Origin of the sequence: Bacillus sp. RO2, from assembly GCF_012911845.1 — a bacterium.
Classification (GTDB): Bacteria; Bacillota; Bacilli; order Bacillales; family Bacillaceae_I; genus Sutcliffiella_A.
Map to the genome: position 1 here is coordinate 74,127 of NZ_JAAXCU010000026.1, position 19,899 is coordinate 94,025.

20 protein-coding genes are annotated in these 19,899 nt (G+C 39.2%); 15 read left to right on the forward strand and 5 right to left on the reverse strand.

Annotated elements, in window-relative coordinates; all coding sequences use genetic code 11:
- Positions 1–26 precede the first annotated feature (26 nt).
- From HF078_RS05275 to HF078_RS05285, 3 genes are all read left to right on the forward strand, one after another.
- Positions 27–878 carry a CAP domain-containing protein gene (locus HF078_RS05275; RefSeq protein ID WP_240951678.1) on the forward strand — a complete coding sequence of 284 codons (852 nt, stop codon included), beginning with the start codon at positions 27–29 and terminating at the stop codon, positions 876–878.
- A gap of 535 nt (positions 879–1,413) precedes the next feature.
- A complete protein-coding gene (locus HF078_RS05280) occupies positions 1,414–2,277 on the forward strand; it encodes a dimethylarginine dimethylaminohydrolase family protein (protein ID WP_481747996.1) in 864 nt (287 codons plus the stop codon).
- Positions 2,278–2,293: 16 nt separating this feature from the next.
- Positions 2,294–3,154 carry a YihY/virulence factor BrkB family protein gene (locus HF078_RS05285; protein WP_169290194.1) on the forward strand — a complete coding sequence of 287 codons (861 nt, stop codon included), beginning with the start codon at positions 2,294–2,296 and terminating at the stop codon, positions 3,152–3,154.
- Between the two features lie 55 nt (positions 3,155–3,209).
- Here the strand turns inward: HF078_RS05285 and HF078_RS05290 are convergent, their stop codons facing one another.
- Together HF078_RS05290 and HF078_RS05295 are read right to left on the reverse strand one after the other, a co-directional pair.
- On the reverse strand, positions 3,210–3,524 hold the full coding sequence (locus HF078_RS05290) for a hypothetical protein (protein ID WP_169290195.1): 315 nt from the start codon (positions 3,522–3,524) through the stop codon (positions 3,210–3,212).
- A 126-nt stretch (positions 3,525–3,650) separates the two neighbouring features.
- The gene (locus HF078_RS05295; protein WP_169290196.1) at positions 3,651–3,824 is read right to left on the reverse strand and encodes a hypothetical protein; all 174 of its coding nucleotides are present in this window, start codon (positions 3,822–3,824) and stop codon (positions 3,651–3,653) included.
- 237 nt (positions 3,825–4,061) lie between these two features.
- On the opposite strand from HF078_RS05295, the gene HF078_RS05300 reads away from it, so the two are divergent.
- The 3 genes from HF078_RS05300 to HF078_RS05310 all read left to right on the forward strand — a co-directional run bounded on the left by HF078_RS05300 (position 4,062) and on the right by HF078_RS05310 (position 7,557).
- On the forward strand, positions 4,062–4,427 hold the full coding sequence (locus tag HF078_RS05300; RefSeq protein ID WP_148986237.1) for a hypothetical protein: 366 nt from the start codon (positions 4,062–4,064) through the stop codon (positions 4,425–4,427).
- Between the two features lie 118 nt (positions 4,428–4,545).
- On the forward strand, positions 4,546–6,735 hold the full coding sequence (locus tag HF078_RS05305) for a DEAD/DEAH box helicase (protein WP_169290197.1): 2,190 nt from the start codon (positions 4,546–4,548) through the stop codon (positions 6,733–6,735).
- A 108-nt stretch (positions 6,736–6,843) separates the two neighbouring features.
- On the forward strand, positions 6,844–7,557 hold the full coding sequence (locus tag HF078_RS05310) for a DsbA family oxidoreductase (RefSeq protein ID WP_169290198.1): 714 nt from the start codon (positions 6,844–6,846) through the stop codon (positions 7,555–7,557).
- Positions 7,558–8,231: 674 nt separating this feature from the next.
- Here the strand turns inward: HF078_RS05310 and HF078_RS05315 are convergent.
- Positions 8,232–9,320, reverse strand: coding sequence for a citrate synthase/methylcitrate synthase (locus HF078_RS05315; protein ID WP_169290199.1), 1,089 nt, complete (start codon positions 9,318–9,320; stop codon positions 8,232–8,234).
- A 111-nt stretch (positions 9,321–9,431) separates the two neighbouring features.
- Between HF078_RS05315 and HF078_RS05320 the strand changes: the two genes are divergently transcribed.
- The 5 genes from HF078_RS05320 to HF078_RS05340 all read left to right on the forward strand — a co-directional run bounded on the left by HF078_RS05320 (position 9,432) and on the right by HF078_RS05340 (position 13,936).
- Positions 9,432–10,310 (forward strand): LysR family transcriptional regulator, encoded by an 879-nt coding sequence (locus HF078_RS05320; RefSeq protein ID WP_169290200.1) that lies wholly within the window; start codon positions 9,432–9,434, stop codon positions 10,308–10,310.
- A 185-nt stretch (positions 10,311–10,495) separates the two neighbouring features.
- Positions 10,496–11,326: an electron transfer flavoprotein subunit beta/FixA family protein gene (locus HF078_RS05325; protein ID WP_169290201.1), complete on the forward strand. Its 831-nt coding sequence runs from the start codon at positions 10,496–10,498 to the stop codon at positions 11,324–11,326.
- Positions 11,323–12,345, forward strand: coding sequence for an FAD-binding protein (locus HF078_RS05330; protein WP_169290202.1), 1,023 nt, complete (start codon positions 11,323–11,325; stop codon positions 12,343–12,345). Before HF078_RS05325 ends, HF078_RS05330 begins: the two co-directional genes overlap by 4 nt.
- The gene (locus HF078_RS05335; protein ID WP_169290203.1) at positions 12,345–13,640 is read left to right on the forward strand and encodes an FAD-dependent oxidoreductase; all 1,296 of its coding nucleotides are present in this window, start codon (positions 12,345–12,347) and stop codon (positions 13,638–13,640) included. Before HF078_RS05330 ends, HF078_RS05335 begins: the two co-directional genes overlap by 1 nt.
- Positions 13,622–13,936: a ferredoxin family protein gene (locus tag HF078_RS05340; protein ID WP_047968712.1), complete on the forward strand. Its 315-nt coding sequence runs from the start codon at positions 13,622–13,624 to the stop codon at positions 13,934–13,936. The genes HF078_RS05335 and HF078_RS05340 overlap by 19 nt, the downstream gene beginning before the upstream one ends.
- 141 nt (positions 13,937–14,077) lie before the next feature.
- Here the strand turns inward: HF078_RS05340 and HF078_RS05345 are convergent, their stop codons facing one another.
- Positions 14,078–14,416: a hypothetical protein gene (locus tag HF078_RS05345; RefSeq protein WP_010199510.1), complete on the reverse strand. Its 339-nt coding sequence runs from the start codon at positions 14,414–14,416 to the stop codon at positions 14,078–14,080.
- Between the two features lie 196 nt (positions 14,417–14,612).
- Here HF078_RS05345 and HF078_RS05350 point away from each other — a divergent pair, with 196 nt between their 5' ends.
- From HF078_RS05350 to dat, 3 genes are all read left to right on the forward strand, one after another.
- Positions 14,613–15,521 (forward strand): DUF899 family protein, encoded by a 909-nt coding sequence (locus HF078_RS05350; RefSeq protein WP_346775313.1) that lies wholly within the window; start codon positions 14,613–14,615, stop codon positions 15,519–15,521.
- A gap of 96 nt (positions 15,522–15,617) precedes the next feature.
- The gene (locus tag HF078_RS05355; protein WP_169290205.1) at positions 15,618–16,382 is read left to right on the forward strand and encodes an exodeoxyribonuclease III; all 765 of its coding nucleotides are present in this window, start codon (positions 15,618–15,620) and stop codon (positions 16,380–16,382) included.
- 20 nt (positions 16,383–16,402) lie between these two features.
- A complete protein-coding gene (dat, locus tag HF078_RS05360) occupies positions 16,403–17,263 on the forward strand; it encodes a D-amino-acid transaminase (protein WP_169290206.1) in 861 nt (286 codons plus the stop codon).
- Positions 17,264–17,285: 22 nt separating this feature from the next.
- Here dat and HF078_RS05365 read toward each other — a convergent pair whose 3' ends face one another.
- Positions 17,286–18,041, reverse strand: coding sequence for a helix-turn-helix domain-containing protein (locus HF078_RS05365; RefSeq protein ID WP_169290207.1), 756 nt, complete (start codon positions 18,039–18,041; stop codon positions 17,286–17,288).
- 187 nt (positions 18,042–18,228) lie between these two features.
- Here HF078_RS05365 and HF078_RS05370 point away from each other — a divergent pair, with 187 nt between their 5' ends.
- On the forward strand, positions 18,229–19,506 hold the full coding sequence (locus HF078_RS05370; protein ID WP_169290208.1) for a hypothetical protein: 1,278 nt from the start codon (positions 18,229–18,231) through the stop codon (positions 19,504–19,506).
- The last annotated feature ends 393 nt before the right edge of the window (positions 19,507–19,899 follow it).

Sequence of the window (19,899 nt, forward strand, 5' to 3'; positions counted from 1 at the left end):
TATTAAAGATGAAAAGGAGATGTACGATGAAGAAATTTATGAAGGTAACGATAATTACTGCTTTTGCATTATCTTTAATGGTCGGTTGTAACAATGGTGCCACTAACGATAATGAAAATATGGATAACAACAACACGGCTTTTCTTGATAATGACAACGGCAACGGAATTACACATGTACGAAATGAAGCTCGCGGGATGGGTCAAAGTGCAGATGTCCAAGAAATCAACAATGGATACTTAACAATTGATCAAAACTCTTTCAGCACATCAATACCAAGTGAAAAGTTCCCGCATTTTGAGAAATTCCAGCAAGAAGGACCGTTCGCTATTTACAAATTCCAACAAGAAATACCTCAGGGTCAACAAGGACAGCCTGCACCTGCTCAGCCAGAACAAAAACAAGCTCCACAAGGCGGTCAAGCTGCACCACCTGAGAATCAACCTGCAGAAGAACCGGCAAATGATAATCAACAACAGGCTGAAGAGTCAACAGAAGGAATTTCTGAAACAGAAATGAAAGTTATAGAGTTAACAAATGCGGAACGTCGCAAAAATGGATTATCAGACCTTAAAGCTGATGCTTCATTAAGCAATGTTGCTCGTGATAAATCCAAAGATATGCAAGCCAACAATTACTTTTCACACACAAGTCCAACACACGGATCTCCATTTGATATGATGAGAGACTACGGTATTTCTTATAATACTGCCGGTGAAAATATTGCAATGGGTCAACGTTCTCCTGAAGAGGTAGTTCAAGCTTGGATGAACAGTGAAGGACACCGTAAAAACATTCTAACTCCAGATTTCACACACATCGGAGTAGGGTATGTAGAAGAAGGAAATTATTGGACACAAATGTTTATCGGTAAATAAGTAACATAATGAAAAGCAAATCTAGTCAGATGATTAGATTTGCTTTTTATAATTGGTTTAGGAAATTATTAGAATTAGGATGATCTGATCTACAGGGTGAGAGTGGAGAGGTGTTCATGGGGGAGATGAAGACTTCGGTGACGAGGAAAAAGGAGTAGAGAGGTCCTCATAGAGGTGATGAAGACCTCAGTGACAAGGAAAAAGGAGTAGAGAGGTCCTCAAAGAGGTGATGAAGACCTCAGTCACGAGGAAAAAGGAGTAGAGAGGTCCTCATAGAGGTGATGAAGATCTCAGTCACGAGGAAAAACGAGTAGAGAGGTTTTTAAAGAGATGATGAAGACCTCAGTGACGAGAAAAAACGAGTAAAATGGTCCTCATATCCGTTAAGAAAGAAGCGTAAAGGCTAGATCATACGTCCAATATTTCAAATCATTCATACCTTTTTCATTTGAAAATGTTTAAATGATTCTCCGTTTAGGGAATAGAGTTCATAGTACAGCCTACATATAACTGATTGGAGGATAACAAAATGACAATTGATTTAGAATATTCGGATAAGATGACAAGACATACATGTGAAAATGAATTTGGAGAATTGAAAAAGGTCATTGTGTGTCCGCCAACTCATATGAGCATCACAGAAGTGATTAATGAAACACAAAAACATTTTTTGGAAGATAATATCGACGAAACGTTGGCAACGAAGCAACATCGCAAGTTTGTACAAGCCATGTTAGCAAACGGTGTGGATGTGTATAGTTTACCTCCGAGTGAGCAATACCCAGAACAAGTTTTTACAAGAGATATCGGATTTACGCTTGGTGATACTGTATTCGTCTCAAATATGGGCAGCGACATTAGATCAGGCGAAGAAAAAGTTCTAAAATCGTGGCTAGATGAACAACAATTATCGTATACACCCTTATCAGGTTATAGTGTGGAAGGCGGAGATATCATCATTGACCGTGATACCGTCTATGTTGGAATCAGTGGCAGAACAAGCAAAAAGGCCTTGGAACATATAAGCCAATCTCTTTTTGAATATACCATTCAACCTATACCGATAGACAAAACATATCTTCATTTAGACTGCGTATTTAATGTCATTTCACCCACAGAGGCACTAGTTTTTTCACCTGCATTAAGAGAAGAAGAATTAAACTTCTTATCAAAGAGATATGAATTGATTGAAATATCTAAAGAAGAACAATTTACCATGGGAACGAATGTTTTATCTATTGGTAATAATAAAATTTTCAGTTTGCCGTGCAATGAACAAGTAAATGAGCAGCTCCGCAGCAGGGGTTATGACGTGGTCGAAGTAGATATTTCTGAAATCATTAAGTCTGGTGGCTCGTTCAGATGTTGCACATTGCCTTTACTCAGAGGCTTAAAATGAGAGGTGGGTGTGAAAGTTGTCGCGACTCGTTAAGTTTTTGAAAAGATTAGGACTTGAAATGAAAAATGACCGCGCCACAGGATTAGCAGCAGAACAGGCGTATTATTACATGCTATCATTATTTCCTTTGTTAGTACTGGCTTTATCCATCATTCCTTATTTAAATATTGATCCGCAGAAAGTAATTGAGTTCTTGCAAACCATGATGCCTCCGGAAACTGTCGCAGTATTTGAAGAAAACATCAATGAATTCGTCAATAAACCGAATGGAGGACTGCTGACATTCGGAATACTTGGAACAATTTGGTCAGCTTCTAACGGGATGAACGCGTTTATCAGCGCGATGAATGAAGCATTTAATGTAGAAGAAAGCAGGCCTTTTTACTTGGTAAGGCTTCTTTCTATAGGGCTTACCATTGGATTGATTTTTGCTTTCCTTATTGCGTTTTTCCTGCCCGTTTTCGGTGGGATCATTATTAATCAGCTTGAATCGTTTATTTATATTCCAGGAAGTACCGCAATCATTTTAAATATCCTAAGGTTCATAATCGCTTTCTTTGTTATTTTCACTATTATTGCGGTTCTATATCGCATAGCTCCTGATATAAGCAAATCATTTAAAGAGTTGTTGCCAGGTGCAATAATTGCCACCGTAATCTGGCAGCTTGTATCCTTGGGCTTTTCGTTTTATGTTAGTAATTTTGGAAACTATTCTGCAACCTATGGAAGCCTGGGTGGGGTAATTATTTTAATGTTATGGTTGTTTTTGACAGGACTTGCACTTGTCATTGGAGGAGAGATTAACGCCATCTATCATAAAGATCGACTTACTACCAGCTCCAATAAATATCACGATGAAAAATTCACAGCACTTTAATAACAAAAGCACCGTTTTCCTATGCTGGGTAACGGTGCTTTTGCTTAATGAATGCTTACATGCCGCGTTCATACTCATGAAGTTTTTGTTTTGAACTACTCTTTAATGAATTGGGAACTTTCTTTATTTCTGCAACTGTAAAGGTAAAGACTGATTTTTTCCAATCAATATCGTTTTTGATGGCTTCTTGCTTACTTTTTAGATGATTCACTTGCTCTTGAATAGCATCGTTTTCTTCCTGAAGACGTTCACCCACCGAATTTATATAGGATAGAGTGGGGATCGTCTTTTTACGAAAAGAGATAAAGGCAATACTTAGCAAAATGATGGATAGTACTAAAATTCCAATACTCAAATATACCAGTAGCATTTTTTTCCCTCCTTTTATTACATATAGACTAAATACCCCACAGTAGATGATAAAAACATAATAAGTTTTTACCAAAAAAAAGAAACCTGTGCAAGGATCTGCAGGTTTCTCGAGTTCAGTTAAATATTAATAACTTTGCTTAATCTCTTCTTCGAAATAAAAGGTTTTAGGGTTTTCTTTTATGGTGTAGGAGTATCTTTTTAAATTGGGGACGTAGTTGAATTTTAAGATGGTTACTTCCTCGCCAGTGCTCTTTAAAATGACTTTTTCATTGTCTTGGAACTTGTTTTTTTGTTTCATTAATGTTCCTACTTTCGATTTGGAATTCTAATCATTCTTTCATTATCTCATAAAATAAGAAGTAATCCCACTTAATCATCAAATAAATTTTTCTCCAATCTCGTATAATTTTAGAAAATGGTGGTAGAATCTGGCATGAAAGGTTAAACTATAAAGAGAGGTAAGTTCCTTTGGTATCCTGGTGTTAAGATTCGCCGTCTAAAGGTGTGAAGCCGACACACAGAGAGGATGACCGATATGTCATATCTATTTTTCCAAGCAAAGGCTGGAGATGGATTGAAAAAAAAAGGATTGAAAAGATCTGATACTTTCCTTGAAACTGCAGAGGATGCTGTTTCAGAAGCCCTTGGTTTAAAGGAACGTATGGATAAAGCCTACAAAAATAATATTACATGGGACTATGAAGAACGGATGAAAGGCTCAACTAATAAAGTGAAAATCCTTAAAGGGTATTTAGATGGAGATAAAAATTCCAATCCTTTTTACCTTGAAATTTCAACTTTAGAAAGTGCAGATAAGATTGCCGTTGCTCCCATGAAACCAAAGACGATTTCCAAGGAAGATAAAAAAGTACTAAAAAATGTTATAAGTTTTTACAAATAAATCGAAATGTATCGCCAGGATCCCAACAAAAATTGTTGAAGGAATCTTGGCTTTTTTATTTTGATAGTGTTTATGATATAGTTTGGGAATGAAAAATGATGAGTTGAGGAAATAAAACATGAAGACGATTCAATATATTAACGAATGGAAAAAAGCATTACAAGCTGAAATACAACATTTAAAGAAATTTGGGAGCACCAAATATCTAATAAATAATGGACACCTAATTTCCACCGATGAAGGTTGTACATACTTCTTTGAAACCTATACTTCCGTAAGAATTCCTGTAGGTTCACTCGTCAAAGTTGAATGGGGGGGAATTAAAACGGAAGGGAAAATTCTATCCTCAGAGGGAAAGAATGTCATCGTTTCCTTTGAACAATCGCTCGGAGACCTCATCACAGAAGCATATCTGTTTCATGACCCTTGGGAGCTGTTGGATCAACTTTTTCAAAGGCTGGATGAATTGAAAGGAAGTAAAAAGAAGAGAGGCCGGATAAAAAGATTGATGCATCCGGAAATGAAGCCTAAGCATCCAACAGATATTATAAAAAGCAGTGTTCATGAATTGATTCTCCGGTCCAAATACAATCCCGTAACCTTTGTTTGGGGACCACCTGGTACCGGAAAAACTTATACTTTGGCAAGGGTTGCTGCTAATAAATATTTTAAAAAGAAGAAAGTTCTGTTGTTATCCCACAGTAACCAGTCTGTGGACGTATTGATGCGAGAGATTTCAACTTTTCTTTCAAAGCAAGAACGCAATAGAGAAGGGGATGTACTGAGGTATGGGTCACATAACAGTGACTTATTGGCAAACCTTCCTGCTATCACAACCTCACAACTACTACAAAACCGTGACCCATTACTTGCTAATGACAGAGACCAACTGATGGAAGAACGGAAACATTTAAAAATAGATTTATCCAAATCCTTCAGTAAGAGAGATTCGGAAACATTGCTGAAACTCGAAACTAAAGTGGCAAGAGTTCTTGAGAAAATAAGGCAGAAAGAAGTGGATTTTCTAGAGGAAGCGTACATCATTGGCACTACACTCGCGAAAGCTGCTATGGATCCTACCATATATGAGAAAGAATATGATGTGGTCATTGTAGATGAAGCTAGTATGGCATATGTACCCCAAACAGCTTTTGCGGCTTCACTTGCCAAACATATGATTATATGCGGAGATTTCAAGCAACTCCCACCAATCGCTTCAGGAAGACATGAATTAGTAGAAAAGTGGTTAAAAGAAGATGTGTTCCATCGAACAGGAGTAGCGGAAAATGTACATTCCTCTCGCTTGCACCCTCATTTGTTCTTATTAAAAGAACAACGGAGAATGCACCCAGCTATCTCTGCATTTACAAACAAATACATTTATCATTCTCTTGTAGGTGACCATCCAAGTGTGAAGAAAAATCGACAGCTCATTGCCAGGCAGCGGCCATTCCCTGATCAAGCATCCGTATTGCTTGATACAAACACTACCGGTGAGCATGCCTTTATTGAAAAAAGTAGCAGGTCCAGGATAAATTTATGGCATTTACTCAAAGGGTTTCAACTCATTCATGAAGCATATATGGACGGTGGAAGATCTATTGGATATATTTCACCATACCGTGCTCAAGCTCAATGGATGGATGTGTTGCTGCAAGATATTTATGGACTTGAACTTGAAACTGCCGAGATCGTAACCGCTACGGTCCACCGTTTTCAAGGCAGTGAGCAGGATATTATCATATTCGATTCTGTCGATAGCTTTCCTATAGAGCGTCCGGGGATGTTGTTAGTTGGTAAAGAAAGCGAACGTTTATTGAATGTTGCCATCACAAGGTCTAAAGGAAAGTTCATTCACATTTGCGACAGTCAATACATTAAAAAGAAGGTTTCTTACAATAAGATTATTAGAAAATTGGTAGACTATCAGGAAGAGTCGCAATTTCATGTACAGCCACATCAAATAGGTTCTTGGATTAAACATCAGCATCCAAAGGTCCAATGGATGCATGCTAGAAAGTGGGATAGAGTGATGGAGGACATGAAACGTTCTACTCATACTATTACAGTAGGCATTCAAAACAGTAATGCGCTTCCCGAAGAGTGGAGAACCTACCTAACTAAGTGGAAGAACAGGGTATCCATTATCACAAAGGAAGTAACGTTTCCTTTTATCATAATCGATAACCGCATTCTTTGGCTTGGAGTGCCTGTAGAGGCAACCACCAACACGAAACCACCTTATGTAAGTGTGAGGGTGGAGTCAGAGGCACTTTGCCAGAAACTTAATCACCAGTTTGGGATTTAAGAAGTTCATTTGGCCAGGATTCTGGTTTACCTCCAAGACTTATTAAAAGAGGTTTCTCACACATTATGGTATGATAATACATACTAGTTTAGGAAATGAGGTGCAACGATGAAAATAGAAATCTGGTCAGATTATGTTTGTCCTTTCTGCTATATCGGAAAACGAAGATTGGAAAAAGCATTGGAAGATTTCCCACATAAAGATGAAGTAACAATTGAATATAAAAGCTTTGAATTAGACCCAAATGCAAAGCGTGATACGGAATTCTCTATATATGAAATACTTGCAAAAAAGTACGGCATGCCTGTAGAAGAGGCGAAAAGAATGAGCGCAGGGGTTGCAAAACAAGCTGCTGAAGTCGGTTTGCAGTTTAATTTTGATACCTCTATCCCAACAAATACATTTGATGCTCATCGTTTAGGAAAATATGCCGAAACAAAAGGCAAAGCGAAAGAAATGACCGAGCGTTTACTAAGAGCACACTTCACAGAGTCTAAACATATTGGCGATAAAGGCTATTTGAAAGAATTAGGGATAAGCCTTGGCTTGGACTCTTGGGAAGTGGAAGAAGTTTTAGCAGGAAATGCTTTTGAAAAGGATGTCCGTTTCGACCAAAGAGAAGCAAGAGAAATTGGTGTACAAGGTGTTCCATTCTTTGTATTAAACAGCAAGTATGCCATCTCTGGAGCCCAACCGCTGGAGGTTTTTGCGGAAGCATTAGCTAAAGTTTGGGAAGAAGAAAACCAAAAGCCAAAACTGCAGAATTTTGAATCTAAGAATAAAAGTGAGACATCCTATTGCTCAGATGATTGTTGTGAGTGAATGGGTTTGGGGGACAGGTAGTTTGACCCATTTTTCAAGCAATATGGATATTTAAGTATGGAGCAGCCAGAACCTTTTTTGTGGGGTTCTGGTTTTTCTTGAAGTGATGGGTATCAATCTACCAATCATGCAAGATGAAGGTACTACTAGGCTGAATTTATAGTTGGATATGTCTTCATTATTTATTTTAATAGATTGTAATATTGTTATGTAAACTTAATGTCTAAATGTTGTAGATAATCAATCATATAAGGGGAAAGATGGTGGTGTTACATTGAAATGTCCGAAGATTTTATGATTTTGTCTAAAGTTTTCACGAAGTTGACCGAATATTTTCGGTTTTTGACCGAAGATTCAAGAAAGTTGACCGAACCAATTTTTCAAATGACCGAACACCTCAAATATTTGTCCAAACATCCACGTACAATTGTCCAAACCCTCCTCCAAAACACCATAAAAATGTCCGAACTTGAGTAGAATTTGACCGAACGGTTTTAAACACCCTAAAATGCACTAATTTCTATAGTTTTTTCTTAAATTAACTTATAAATACTCACAAAAATTAAGCAGCAGCCTACTACCATCTCGTTAATTCCGGAGAAAGTTTGTAGTTTTAGAAATTAACAAGACTAAAAATTCACCACTAAAAAAGCACCTTTATATAAGGCGCCCGCTTAACTATAATTCCCTACATACTTTGACAACGGCCGATAAATCACATTATCCTCAGCCTGTTCCAAAACATGCGCGGTCCAGCCGACCATTCGACTTGCTGTAAAAGTTGGCGTAAAAAGGGAAGAATCTATTTGAATTGCTTTCATGATGGCGGCAGCATAAAACTCAACATTCGTATATAGTCCTCTACCTGGTTTTAGTTCTTCCAACACATCTATAGCCGCACTCTCTACCTCTAAAGCTAAATCCAGCCATCTATCTCTTCCTACAAGGCTAGATAAAGTTTCCTTCAGTGCAATAGACCGGGGATCATGCGTTTTATATACTCGGTGCCCAAATCCCATCAGTTTTTCTCCAGCCAGTATTTTTTCTCGCAAGTGTAACTTTTTATCTTTTAGTTCACTCAATTCGTTCAACAGAAATATTACCTCAGAAGGAGCGCCACCATGCAAGGGGCCTTTCATCGTACCGATTGCAGAAGTCACTGCAGATGCAAGGTCCGTTTCGGTTGAAGCGGTTACTCTGGCGGAGAAAGTTGATGCATTCATACCGTGTTCCATTGTCAGTATCATGTATGTCTCCAATGCACGTACATGCTCAGGGCTTGCTTCTCTTCCGTTTAACATATACAAATAATTCTCAACATGGCTTAAATCTAGACGCGGAGGAATAAATTCTTTTCCTTCTAAACTTCTCTTTCTACAGGCAATGATTGTAGGGATAACCGCTGTCAGTTTCATCGCATCTTCAACTGTAGGTTTCCACTTCATAGATTGATCTCCGGCACTGGAAATCACTGTTCTTATGATACTCATCATATCCATATTTTCTGGAAGAGCAAATAAGATTTTTTTCATCGTTGGAGAGAGGTGCCTATATGATGTAAAAGTTGACTTGAATTTTTCTAACTGTACAGCAGTAGGAAGTTCTCCGAACCATAAGAGATGAGCAATTTCCTCGAAAGAAAACCCATTTGAAATGTCTCTAATCTCAAATCCACGATAAACTAAACGGCCATTTGTCCCATCCACTTCGGCAATACTTGTTTGAGCAGCAATGACACCTTTTAATCCTCTTTGTACATCCATTCATAATCACCCTTTCTTTTGTTAATTATATTTTATAAAATATAATTGATTATGAAAATTAAAGATAATAAAATATATTGATTAATAAAGGTAATCAGAAGGAGGGATCCAATGGAGCTGAATTGGTTAAAAACATTTGTTACTGCTGCAGAACATAGTAATTTCAGAAAAGCATCAGAATTATTGTATATTTCACAACCAACAGTGACTGTACATATCAAGCAATTGGAAAAGGAAGTCGGGATAGAACTGTTTGTTCGAGATGGTAGAAGAGTGATGTTAACAGAGGCAGGGAGAAGTTACTTAAAACATGCAAAAACGTTACTAGCTCTTTATGAAGAAGGAATTTCGGAGTTACATTCCATTCAGCAGGGGTTCACATCACAACTCACCATAGGAATTTCGCCATTAATTGCAGATACGATTTTGCCTTTTGTGCTTAAACAATTTATTCAGTCCCATCCTACAATAGAAATATCTGTTAAAATCATAGAATCAATTAAAATTGAACATGCTGTGGAATTGGAGGAAGTGGATATCGGTTTATCATGTCTGCCTAACCGAAAAACAGACCTGAAATGCCACTCCTTATATGATGATCCCCTAGTTTTGGTTGTGCCTCACGATGGCTTTGATTTAGAGACAGGATCTCCACTCGAAGAAGAGGAGATCTTTGGCCACTATACCTTATTGACCCACAATCACCCTGGGTATTGGTACGAACTTTGTCAGCAGATTAAGGCAAAGTATCCTCTTACAAAAATGATGAAAGTGTCCCAAACTCATATTACTAAGCGGTTCATTATAGAGGGGTTAGGGGTGTCTATTTTACCTAAATCCACTGTTAGGCGTGAACTTTTAGAAGGAAGGCTACTTGAAGTAGATTGCCGGTCGATAAATCTACCAGATGCCAAAGCATATGCACTGATGAAATATGAACATTCATTACAAAATGAGTTTTTAAGATTTATATCACAATACAGAATTTGATAGTAAGTAAATGAAAACATTTCTCCCACAAAAAGGAGAAATGTTTTTTCTTTTGCCTCTACTTGTCAACAAATCTATAAAAATCGGTATTTTCTTTCTATCTACTTTATATAGTAATAGTAGTGGGACGAATATACATTACTATACATCAAGACAAAATAGATAAAGGGCAGGAGGGAATAGATTTGCTTCACATTGTTGCCTGTATAAAGCAAGTACCAGATACAAAAGTAATTAAGATGAATCCAAAAACGAACACGATGGACCGTGCAAGTGCCCCGGCGATATTAAATCCTTACGATGCCCACGCGGTAGAAGAGGCTGTACGCCTGAAAAACAAATATGGAGGAACTGTATCGGTCGTTACAATGGGACCACCACCAGCGGTAAAAGCTATTAGGAAATGCATCGAAATTGGGGCCGACGAGGGATATATGATTTCAGACAGGGCTTTTGCCGGAGCGGACACCCTAGCAACCAGTTATGCATTAACAAAGGCAATCAATAAAATTAGTGAAATTAAGCCGATCGATTTAATCATCTGCGGAAAAATGACCATTGATGGTGATACAGGACAAGTTGGGCCCGGTATTGCCCGGCGTCTTGATATACCACCATTGACTTCTGTTAATAAAGTCGTCGAAATCCAAAAAGATGATGCATATATGGTGGTTCGTAGGAAACTAGAAGATGGATACGAGGTAGTACAAACTACGTTGCCATGTTTACTTTCGGTAGAAAAAGAGATAAACGAGGTACCCTATTCTTCTTTTCCAAACATGTTAAAAGCTGCCCGATACCAACCTGTAATTTGGTCGGTCAATGACCTGGAGGATATTGACCGGAAACAGTTAGGGTTAAAGGGCTCTCCAACCATTGTTGCAAAAGTTTGGGCTCCTCCTAAACCAGAGGGTGGAAAGTTACTTGAGGGCAACTCGGACGAACAGGTGCAACAATTGCTTTCCGTAGTGTTGGAAAAGAAAGAGTTGTTTGCAGAAATGAGGGGATTGAAGTGAATTTTGAGGATTATAGTGGGGTCTGGGTTTTTATTGAAGAAAACGAAGGGAAGATTGCACCGGTTTCTTTGGAACTGCTTGGAGCCGGGCGAACGCTTGCAGACAAACGAGGAGTGGAGCTTGCTGGAATAATCATTGGTGAAAATGTCACAGGACTTGCAGGTGCAATTTTTGAATATGGAGCAGACAAGGTTTATGTTTATGATCAACCGATCTTCCAATTGTATCGTACGGAATCTTATATGAAAGCACTTCTGCATTGCAGTGAAAAGTACAAGCCGGAAATTATTCTTTACGGGGCCACTTCAACTGGTAAAGACCTTGCTAGTGCTGTTGCGACGGATCTTCCAACAGGCTTAACTGCTGACACAACCGAACTGGATGTAGAAGAAGATACGGGATTACTTTTGGCAAGTCGCCCGGCATTCGGCGGGAATATCATGGCGACCATCCTCTGTAAAAAGTACCGTCCGCAAATGGCTACTGTCCGTCCGAAAGTAATGAAAGCGCTCCAACCTGAGAAGGGTCGTACGGGGCAGTTAATTGCAGAGACAATTGATATTAAAGAAGACGATATGCGTACAAAAGTATTAAAGATTGTCAGGGAAACCACCAAAAAGATACGAATCGATGAAGCGGACATAGTCGTCGCTGGCGGAAAAGGTCTTGGAAGTGAACAAGGTTTTGAACTTGTCCATCAACTTGCAAAAACGCTTGGAGGAGTGGTTGGAGCAAGCCGGGATGTAGTCGAAGCCGGCTGGGTAGAGCACCATCATCAGGTCGGGCAGACAGGGGTAACGGTAACACCAAAGATTTATTTTGCGATAGGTATCTCAGGGGCAATCCAGCATATTGTGGGAATGAAGAATTCAGGTTTGATTATCGCCATTAATAAAGACCCGGATGCGGCCATTTTCAATTCCTGCCATTATGGGATAGTCGGAGATGCGTTTGAACTTGTCCCATTGCTTGTAAAGGAATTCCATAAAGCTTTACATGGAGAGGAGGTAGAGGTTTAATGCCTGAAAAGTTTGATTGTATCGTGGTTGGTGCAGGTCCTGCGGGTATCTCTTGTGCATATGAACTTGCCAAGGGCGGTGCGAATGTTCTTTTGTTGGAAAGAGGGGAATACCCAGGATCTAAAAATGTAATGGGCGGAGTGTTATACAGAAAGATGATGGAGGATATAATTCCTGATTTTCATAAAGAAGCCCCGCTTGAAAGGCCCATTGTCGAGCAACGCTTCATGATGATGGACAAGGAATCAGCCGTTACATTCGGCTATAAAGGCCTGGAGTGGGCACAGGAACCTTATAATAATTTCACCGTCCTAAGGGCGAAGTTTGATCAATGGTTTGCAGGGAAAGCGGTGGAACAGGGAGCATTACTTGTCAATGAAACGGTCGTTTTGGAATGTATCGTGGAAAACGGAAAAGTGGTCGGGGTAAGGACGGATAGGCCTGACGGTGAAGTTTATGCAGATGTAGTGGTCCTTGCAGATGGCGTGAACTCCTTGCTCGGTAAATCGCTCGGTTTTCACAAGGAATACCGGCCAGATGAAGTGGCCCTTGCTACGATGGAAATCATTAAGCTTGACAGTAAGGTAATTGAGGACCGTTTCAACCTGGAAAAAAACCAGGGTTGTACCATTGAGCTTTTGGGAGATGCAACGAAAGGGATTCTCGGAACAGGATTCCTATATACAAATAAAGATTCTCTAAGTATCGGGGTCGGAACACTTCTATCCGGATTAATCGAGCATAAAATAAGACCATATGAGCTGTTGGAATATGTGAAAACACATCCAATGATTCGGCCGTATCTTGCAGGCGGGGAACCTGTCGAATACCTTGCTCACTTGATTCCTGAAGGTGGCTTAAAGTCAATGGGTCGTATCGTGGCAGACGGGGTATTAGTGGTAGGGGACGCGGCACAGCTCGTGAATGCCATCCACCGAGAGGGATCGAACCTTGCCATGACCTCAGGAAGGTTAGCAGCGTCGACTATTCTAGAAGCTATGTCGGTTGGGGATTTTTCCGAACGAACGCTGGATCAATACAGGGTCAACCTCATGAAGAGCTTTGTTGGTCAGGATATGAAAAAATACAAGGATTCCACTCATCACTTTAATAAGTTTCCTCAATACTTTGATCAGTATATCCCAATGGTCAACCGTGCTGCCAGCCAGATGTTTACAGTTGATGGTAAGTCCAAGTGGGAGAAACAGAAGAAGATTTGGAAGGATCTTGGCTCTCCAAAAGAGAAACTCAAATTAGCCCGAGATGCATACCGGGCATGGAAGGTGATGAAGTAATGAGTGAACAGAAAAAGGGTCAGTCTATCGAAGAAAAACAATACCTGGTTCGCTTTAATGCTGACACCAAATCACATTTGACGGTCATGGATGAAGATATTTGTTTAACAAAATGTCCCGATAAGATCTGTACGATCTTTTGCCCAGCGGAAATTTACAAATGGGAAAACATTAGGATGCATGTAGGTTATGAGGGTTGTCATGAGTGTGGAAGCTGCCGAATTGGTTGTCCCCATCAAAATATTAAATGGGAGTATCCAAAAGGCGGTCATGGAATTGTGTTCCGTCTAGCTTAGGAGTCTATCGCATTAGCGGTGGGCTTTTTTTGATTGTAGAGGGGAGAGGGTTTAAAAAAAGGTGGCATCATATGTATATTCTTTCACAAACATCTGCAAAAAGAAAAACATGGCGTTTTTCTTTTTTTACACTTTTCTACCTTAACCAGCGATTGTATAAAGCTGCCCGTCACTTGCAATTCGTTCCACTTCTGAAGTGTAATCAATAGCCTCATCAATGGATAAGAAGAAGGAAGAAACATATAGGGGATGCTTATAGTCAAATCCTCCACCTATTTCTGCAGGGAACACAACTACTTGCCAATGGTAATAATCTTCTCCCGTCCCCATTGCTCTGCCTTCAAGCGCAATCAACCAGTGGCTGTAATTATCACAGCACTCAAAGTCCGTCACTTTTTCTAAAAAAATCACAAGATCATCCTTATTAATTGGAACCAAAGACTTTGGGTAAAATTCTCCGTAATTAGGAGCTTCTCTCATAAACATCTCTCCTTTACATGAAATATGGGTAAGTAGTAGTTGTATTATTATATGAGAGTGAACTTGAAATATTTTGTGTTTTTAGAAAATTTAATTTTATTTCTCGTTAAAGGTTGTATAATAGATAGATGGAATACCATATGGAGTGAAATGGCCCAAGTGAGAAAGAACAGTCTTTAATAGAAATGGAGTGATTGTGTTGAACCAAACGGAAATGTTAACAGAAATTCAACAGCTCGAGAAGGAAATCCTTGAAAAGAAAAAGCAGTTAGCTGTAATGAAACGCAACATAGAAAAAGAGAAAGTCGATCAATATGTCTTCTCATCTTTTCAAAATGGTAGGGTTAGCTTGGCAGAGTTGTTTGAGGATAAAAATGAATTATTCGTGGTCCACAACATGGGGAAGAGCTGTTCCTATTGCACGATGTGGGCAGATGGATTTAATAGTGTATACCACCATATCCGCAGGAAAGCTGCGTTTGTTGTATCAACCCCAGATACACCAGAAGTTCAAGAGAATTTTGCAGCAGAGAGAAGTTGGATTTTCCCGGTTGTATCCACAATAGACACAACTTTTAAAGAAGACATGGGATTTGTGGTGAATGGTGGCTATTATCCTGGGGTTACCGTTTTTACAAAAGATGATAAGGGAGATATATACCGTCATTCAAGCGCGTTTTTCGGACCCGGAGATGATTTTTGTTCGGTATGGCCATTATTCGATCTACTTCCTTCCGGATATGAAGATTATAAACCAAGTAAGAAAATCAATGACCGTTCCCCTTATCAATTGACAAATAACATAGCAATACAAGTGAAAGATTATGAGAATGCCATTGAATTTTATCATCAAATCCTTGGGATGAAACCAGAAAAAAGTACAGATTCTGAAACACTATTTACTATGAATAGTACAAATTTGTATGTAGAGAATCATAATAAGCGTAATGATCCATCCGTTTTTTTCGAATTCGCTGTTGAAAACATGGAAAACGCTAAAAAAGTCTTAATCGCAAATAACTGCATCATTACCAAGGAGTTTAACGAGAAGAGTGTGATGGTAAGTGATCCTTACGGATTAAAATTCCATCTATTTCAAGTGTAATGATTAAGTTGGAATCGCTTTTCTTTTTGAAAAGCGGTTCTTTTTGATATACTGGGCTAAATATAGTAATAGTTTAGAAGGGAATTATATGCACCTATGAAACTTGTATCGTGGAATGTAAATGGAATAAGAGCTTGTGTTAAAAAAGGGTTCATGGATTATTTTAATGAGATGGATGCGGACATTTTCTGTATTCAAGAAACGAAACTTCAAGAGGGGCAAATCGACCTAGATACACCAGGGTATCACCAATATTGGAACTATGCAATCAAAAAAGGATATTCAGGCACAGCTGTTTTTACTAAAATGAAACCACTGCAAGTGCGCTATGGATTGGATTTTGAAAAGGCGGAAGAGCGCGAACCGGAAGGAAGAGTACTTACACTTGAATATGAGGATTTTTTCTTAGTGAACGTGTACACCCCAAACTCTCAGCGAGATTTGGCCAGACTTCCATTGAGACTGGATTGGGAGGACCGCTTCTTAGCTTACATAAAAATGCTAGATCAGGAGAAGGCCGTTATTTTATGCGGGGACCTGAACGTAGCACACATGGAAATTGACTTAAAAAATCCTAAATCTAACCGCAACAATTCTGGCTTTACAGAAGAAGAAAGACGAAAGATGACTAGATTACTAGGAGAAGGATTTACCGATACATTCCGCCATTTTTATCCTGACCTAAAAGACAAATTCACATGGTGGTCGTATATGAATAAGGTCCGTGAGAGAAATATCGGTTGGCGCATTGATTATTTCATCGTTTCCGATAAGTTAAAGGATTCATTGAAGGACGCTGAAATACACTCTGATATTTTGGGAAGCGACCATTGCCCTGTGGTACTTGTATGGAATAAATAACACATTTGGAGGTACTGAAAATGAAAGTATTGGTGAATGATGAGATTATCAACAGAAGTGAAGCAAAGGTGGACATTGAGGACAGAGGGTACCAGTTCGGCGACGGAGTATATGAGGTAGTTAATATATACGAGGGGATTCCTTTTACCCTAAAAGAACATATTGCAAGGTTGTATAGAAGTGCAAAGGAAATCGGTATTCAACTATCCGAGCAGCCAGAACAGCTTTGTAACAGGTTATTGGAACTTATTAAAGCAAATAACATGACAAATGGAGGACTCTACCTCCAAATTTCGAGAGGTGTCTCTAACAGAACACACCATTATGAACTTACATTAACACCTCAACTGGTTGCATATCCACTTCCATATAAAAGTGTACAGGATGCTCAAACAAAAGGAGTGGAAGTAATAACTGCTCAAGACTTGCGCTGGCTTCGATGCGATATTAAAAGCCTAAACCTACTCTATAATATTATGGTTAAGCAAAAAGCAAATGAAGCGGGGGCTTTTGAGACCATTCTTATTAGAGACGGAATGGTAACAGAAGGTTCATCTTCAAATATTTTCATCGTCAAGGACGGAATCCTCCAGACCCACCCAGCCAATAATTTGATTTTGAATGGGATTACGAGGACGAAGCTGTTAGAAATTATGGATGCGAATGGTTGGGACTATAAAATTCAACCATTCCAAAAAGAGGATTTGATGGAGGCAGATGAAGTATTCCTTACTTCCACAACGAGCGAAGTCATGCCAATCATTAAAGTTGATGGCGTCACTTTTTCACAAGCAAAGCCTGGCCCATTTACACGCAAATTCCAAACAGCTTTCCGCGAAGCAGTTAAATCCGAAACAAAAACGACCACAGAAAAAGCATAGAGTCCACTCTCTATGCTTTTTCTTAAGATTTCTTGACTTGAGAAGGGGGTATCCCCATCCATTTTTTAAACATCCGATTGAAATATGACTGATCGCAATAACCTAAATGCTCCGCGATTTCCTTGATTGTCATTTTCGTTGTACTAATTAAATTCCAAGCATTATTGATTCGAGTTTGATGAAGATATTGGATAGGGGTGATACCTAATACCTCTTTAAACAAAACAGTTACATAATTCGGAGTCACTTCAATTAAAGCGGCCAACTCTTCTATGGTAATGTTACGGCGATAATGGTTAAGAATATATTCTTGCATATCTCGTACTGAAGATTCTTTTACAGGAGAAGTATGCCATTCTGCTCTCTCCTGAGCAATCATGATTAAAAGCTCCAATAAAATATTTTGAGACAATTCCTCATGAAATAACCTTTTACTAAGCCACTGCTCATTTAAAAAGGTCAGTCGTTGTTCATAATAAGCAGACTTACGTGGTTTAAATAACACGATCTCATCTTTTATAAAGTTTTGGTAGGTCGTCTCACTTCTCTCAAAAACGACGGTGTATTTACGATGACCTTCAACTTTATCGTTTTTCCATGATCTAGTGCTTGTAGAAGGAATCAATAATAGATCTCCTTTTGTTAATTGCATCACTCTTTTTTCAACCTGATATTGAACTTTTCCTTCTGTTACATAAACTAGCGTGTCTAGACCTTTTGCTTTCTCCACATCCCAATGTGGGGAAATATCGTAGAAAACCCCATGAATAACGGGCATCACACTCTCTCCATTCTTTTTAAATCGATGAATTATACAACAAGTAAAGTTTTATCTATTTTCACAGTACAAGAAATTTTGTATGATAATTATATCATTTTCAGTAAAATATTGAATTGCATTACTATAATAAAAGCATGAAATATACAAGTTTCTTCCCATATAATGGATGAAAGGGGCAAAAGGGATGCCAACCAACGAATATAAAAATCTACCAACTAAAGTGAAAAAGTTTTTTGACCGTCAATTTCATGATTCCTACGCATTATTTGAAGCTTCACGTAATCAACGTACAGGACTATATGCAGATGGATATATGACCCTTGGAGAAAATCCGGATTTTCGCTGTTCTATTGCGGCCACAGGCGTCGGTCTAATCAGCCTTGCCATTGCAGATTTGGAAGGCTGGGATGATCATGCAGCTTCAAAGGCATTAAATACCTTGCAAGGGGTATCTGGGGAAATAGAGAGATGCGACGTTGCTAGAGATGAAAAATCTGGTTTCTTTGCCCACTTCGTCGATATGGAAACAGGGGAAAACCTTGATTCGGAGTTTTCTACCATAGATACGACCCTTCTCCTAACTGGTGCATTATTTGCAGGAAATCATTTCGCGAAAAAAGAGCCTCGGATTTTGGAAATGGCTGAAAAACTGCTTTACTCTATCGATTGGAGTATCGTAGTTGCAGACAAAGATAAAGGCGTCATTAACATGATAGCCAAGGACGGAGAAGGGATTGCCCCGCTACCGGCCTATAACGAATATGTAATGGTATCCTACCTTGCTCTACTAGGAAAACCTCATGATAAGAACATTCAGGCACTTTGGTTAAACAATTTTGCAGAAGATAAAATAAGGGAACTTCCACAAGAAGAGTTTCGTGGACTAGCCGTTCTAAACGACCATCCCGGTGCGTTTTTATCATCCTTCGTTCACCAGTTTCCTTATTACCTAGTTCCAGAATATGCTGAAAGTACAACCTACTTGGAATTCTATAAGAATGCTTGTCTGGCTGACAGAATGAAATGGAAAGAGCTTGAGGATGTACCATCTTATATCTGGGGGTATGGTGCAGGCCCGAATGACGGGCTATTCGGCGGATATCATGCTGATCGAATCAATGATGCGCCTCACAATATTGCATCTTCCTACATTATAGGTGGCTACCTGCCTGTGTATCCTGCAGGAATCTATGACCTGTACGCTCAATATTCCCTGCACATTCCATATGATGTGTACTCTAACCCAGTGGATAAAGAGGACGAAGAAAAATTTAAAGCGGCATACAAATTCGGATTACACCGCATTTCCTGGTGGCATCTTGAGCAACCAAACCGCTGGTACCCAACAAAAGTAACACTAATTGACTGGAGCAGCATGCTGTATGGCTTAGCAGCATTCAAACACGGCATGTCACTTTTCAGTACAAACCTCCCGAGAGTCAGTACGGTTATGAATAAGTAATAGAAGAATTTATGTTGTCGAATTTCCATGTTGATCGTAGTGTAAGGTGCGCAGACTCCTCGAAAATGCTAACGCTTTTTCTTCGTGAGATGAATTGCTGCCGTAGCTTTCCTTGTCCTGCGGGAGGAAGGGACAGGGGAGACCCCGCAACAAAGAAGGCCACTGAAAAACTGATAACGTAAAGTTTTTATTGATTCCTAGCTGTGGATTGTAGCAAAAGGCGAAGACTCCTGAGGGAGATAGCGCTAGGTGGAGACCCCGCAGGCGTAGCCGAGTTATCATGAACGAAACTAGCTCCTTACTCGTAAAATCGTAGGTTAATTTGGTTAGAATGTTTACTGGAAAAACCAAACCAAATCAGAGCTACATTACGGAAGGAGCTAGTTATTATGA

Excerpts from the sequence above, each read along its gene's own strand:
- HF078_RS05310 (WP_169290198.1), top strand. The coding sequence starts at position 6,844 with ATGAAAATAGAAATCTGGTCAGATTATGTTTGTCCTTTCTGCTATATC.
- HF078_RS05355 (WP_169290205.1), top strand. The coding sequence starts at position 15,618 with ATGAAACTTGTATCGTGGAATGTAAATGGAATAAGAGCTTGTGTTAAA.
- HF078_RS05275 (WP_240951678.1), top strand. The coding sequence starts at position 27 with ATGAAGAAATTTATGAAGGTAACGATAATTACTGCTTTTGCATTATCT.
- HF078_RS05345 (WP_010199510.1), bottom strand. The coding sequence starts at position 14,416 with ATGAGAGAAGCTCCTAATTACGGAGAATTTTACCCAAAGTCTTTGGTT.
- HF078_RS05320 (WP_169290200.1), top strand. The coding sequence starts at position 9,432 with ATGGAGCTGAATTGGTTAAAAACATTTGTTACTGCTGCAGAACATAGT.
- HF078_RS05305 (WP_169290197.1), top strand. The coding sequence starts at position 4,546 with ATGAAGACGATTCAATATATTAACGAATGGAAAAAAGCATTACAAGCT.
- HF078_RS05335 (WP_169290203.1), top strand. The coding sequence starts at position 12,345 with ATGCCTGAAAAGTTTGATTGTATCGTGGTTGGTGCAGGTCCTGCGGGT.
- dat (WP_169290206.1), top strand. The coding sequence starts at position 16,403 with ATGAAAGTATTGGTGAATGATGAGATTATCAACAGAAGTGAAGCAAAG.
- HF078_RS05340 (WP_047968712.1), top strand. The coding sequence starts at position 13,622 with ATGGAAGGTGATGAAGTAATGAGTGAACAGAAAAAGGGTCAGTCTATC.
- HF078_RS05300 (WP_148986237.1), top strand. The coding sequence starts at position 4,062 with ATGTCATATCTATTTTTCCAAGCAAAGGCTGGAGATGGATTGAAAAAA.
- HF078_RS05290 (WP_169290195.1), bottom strand. The coding sequence starts at position 3,524 with ATGCTACTGGTATATTTGAGTATTGGAATTTTAGTACTATCCATCATT.
- HF078_RS05295 (WP_169290196.1), bottom strand. The coding sequence starts at position 3,824 with ATGAAACAAAAAAACAAGTTCCAAGACAATGAAAAAGTCATTTTAAAG.
- HF078_RS05365 (WP_169290207.1), bottom strand. The coding sequence starts at position 18,041 with ATGCCCGTTATTCATGGGGTTTTCTACGATATTTCCCCACATTGGGAT.
- HF078_RS05315 (WP_169290199.1), bottom strand. The coding sequence starts at position 9,320 with ATGGATGTACAAAGAGGATTAAAAGGTGTCATTGCTGCTCAAACAAGT.
- HF078_RS05370 (WP_169290208.1), top strand. The coding sequence starts at position 18,229 with ATGCCAACCAACGAATATAAAAATCTACCAACTAAAGTGAAAAAGTTT.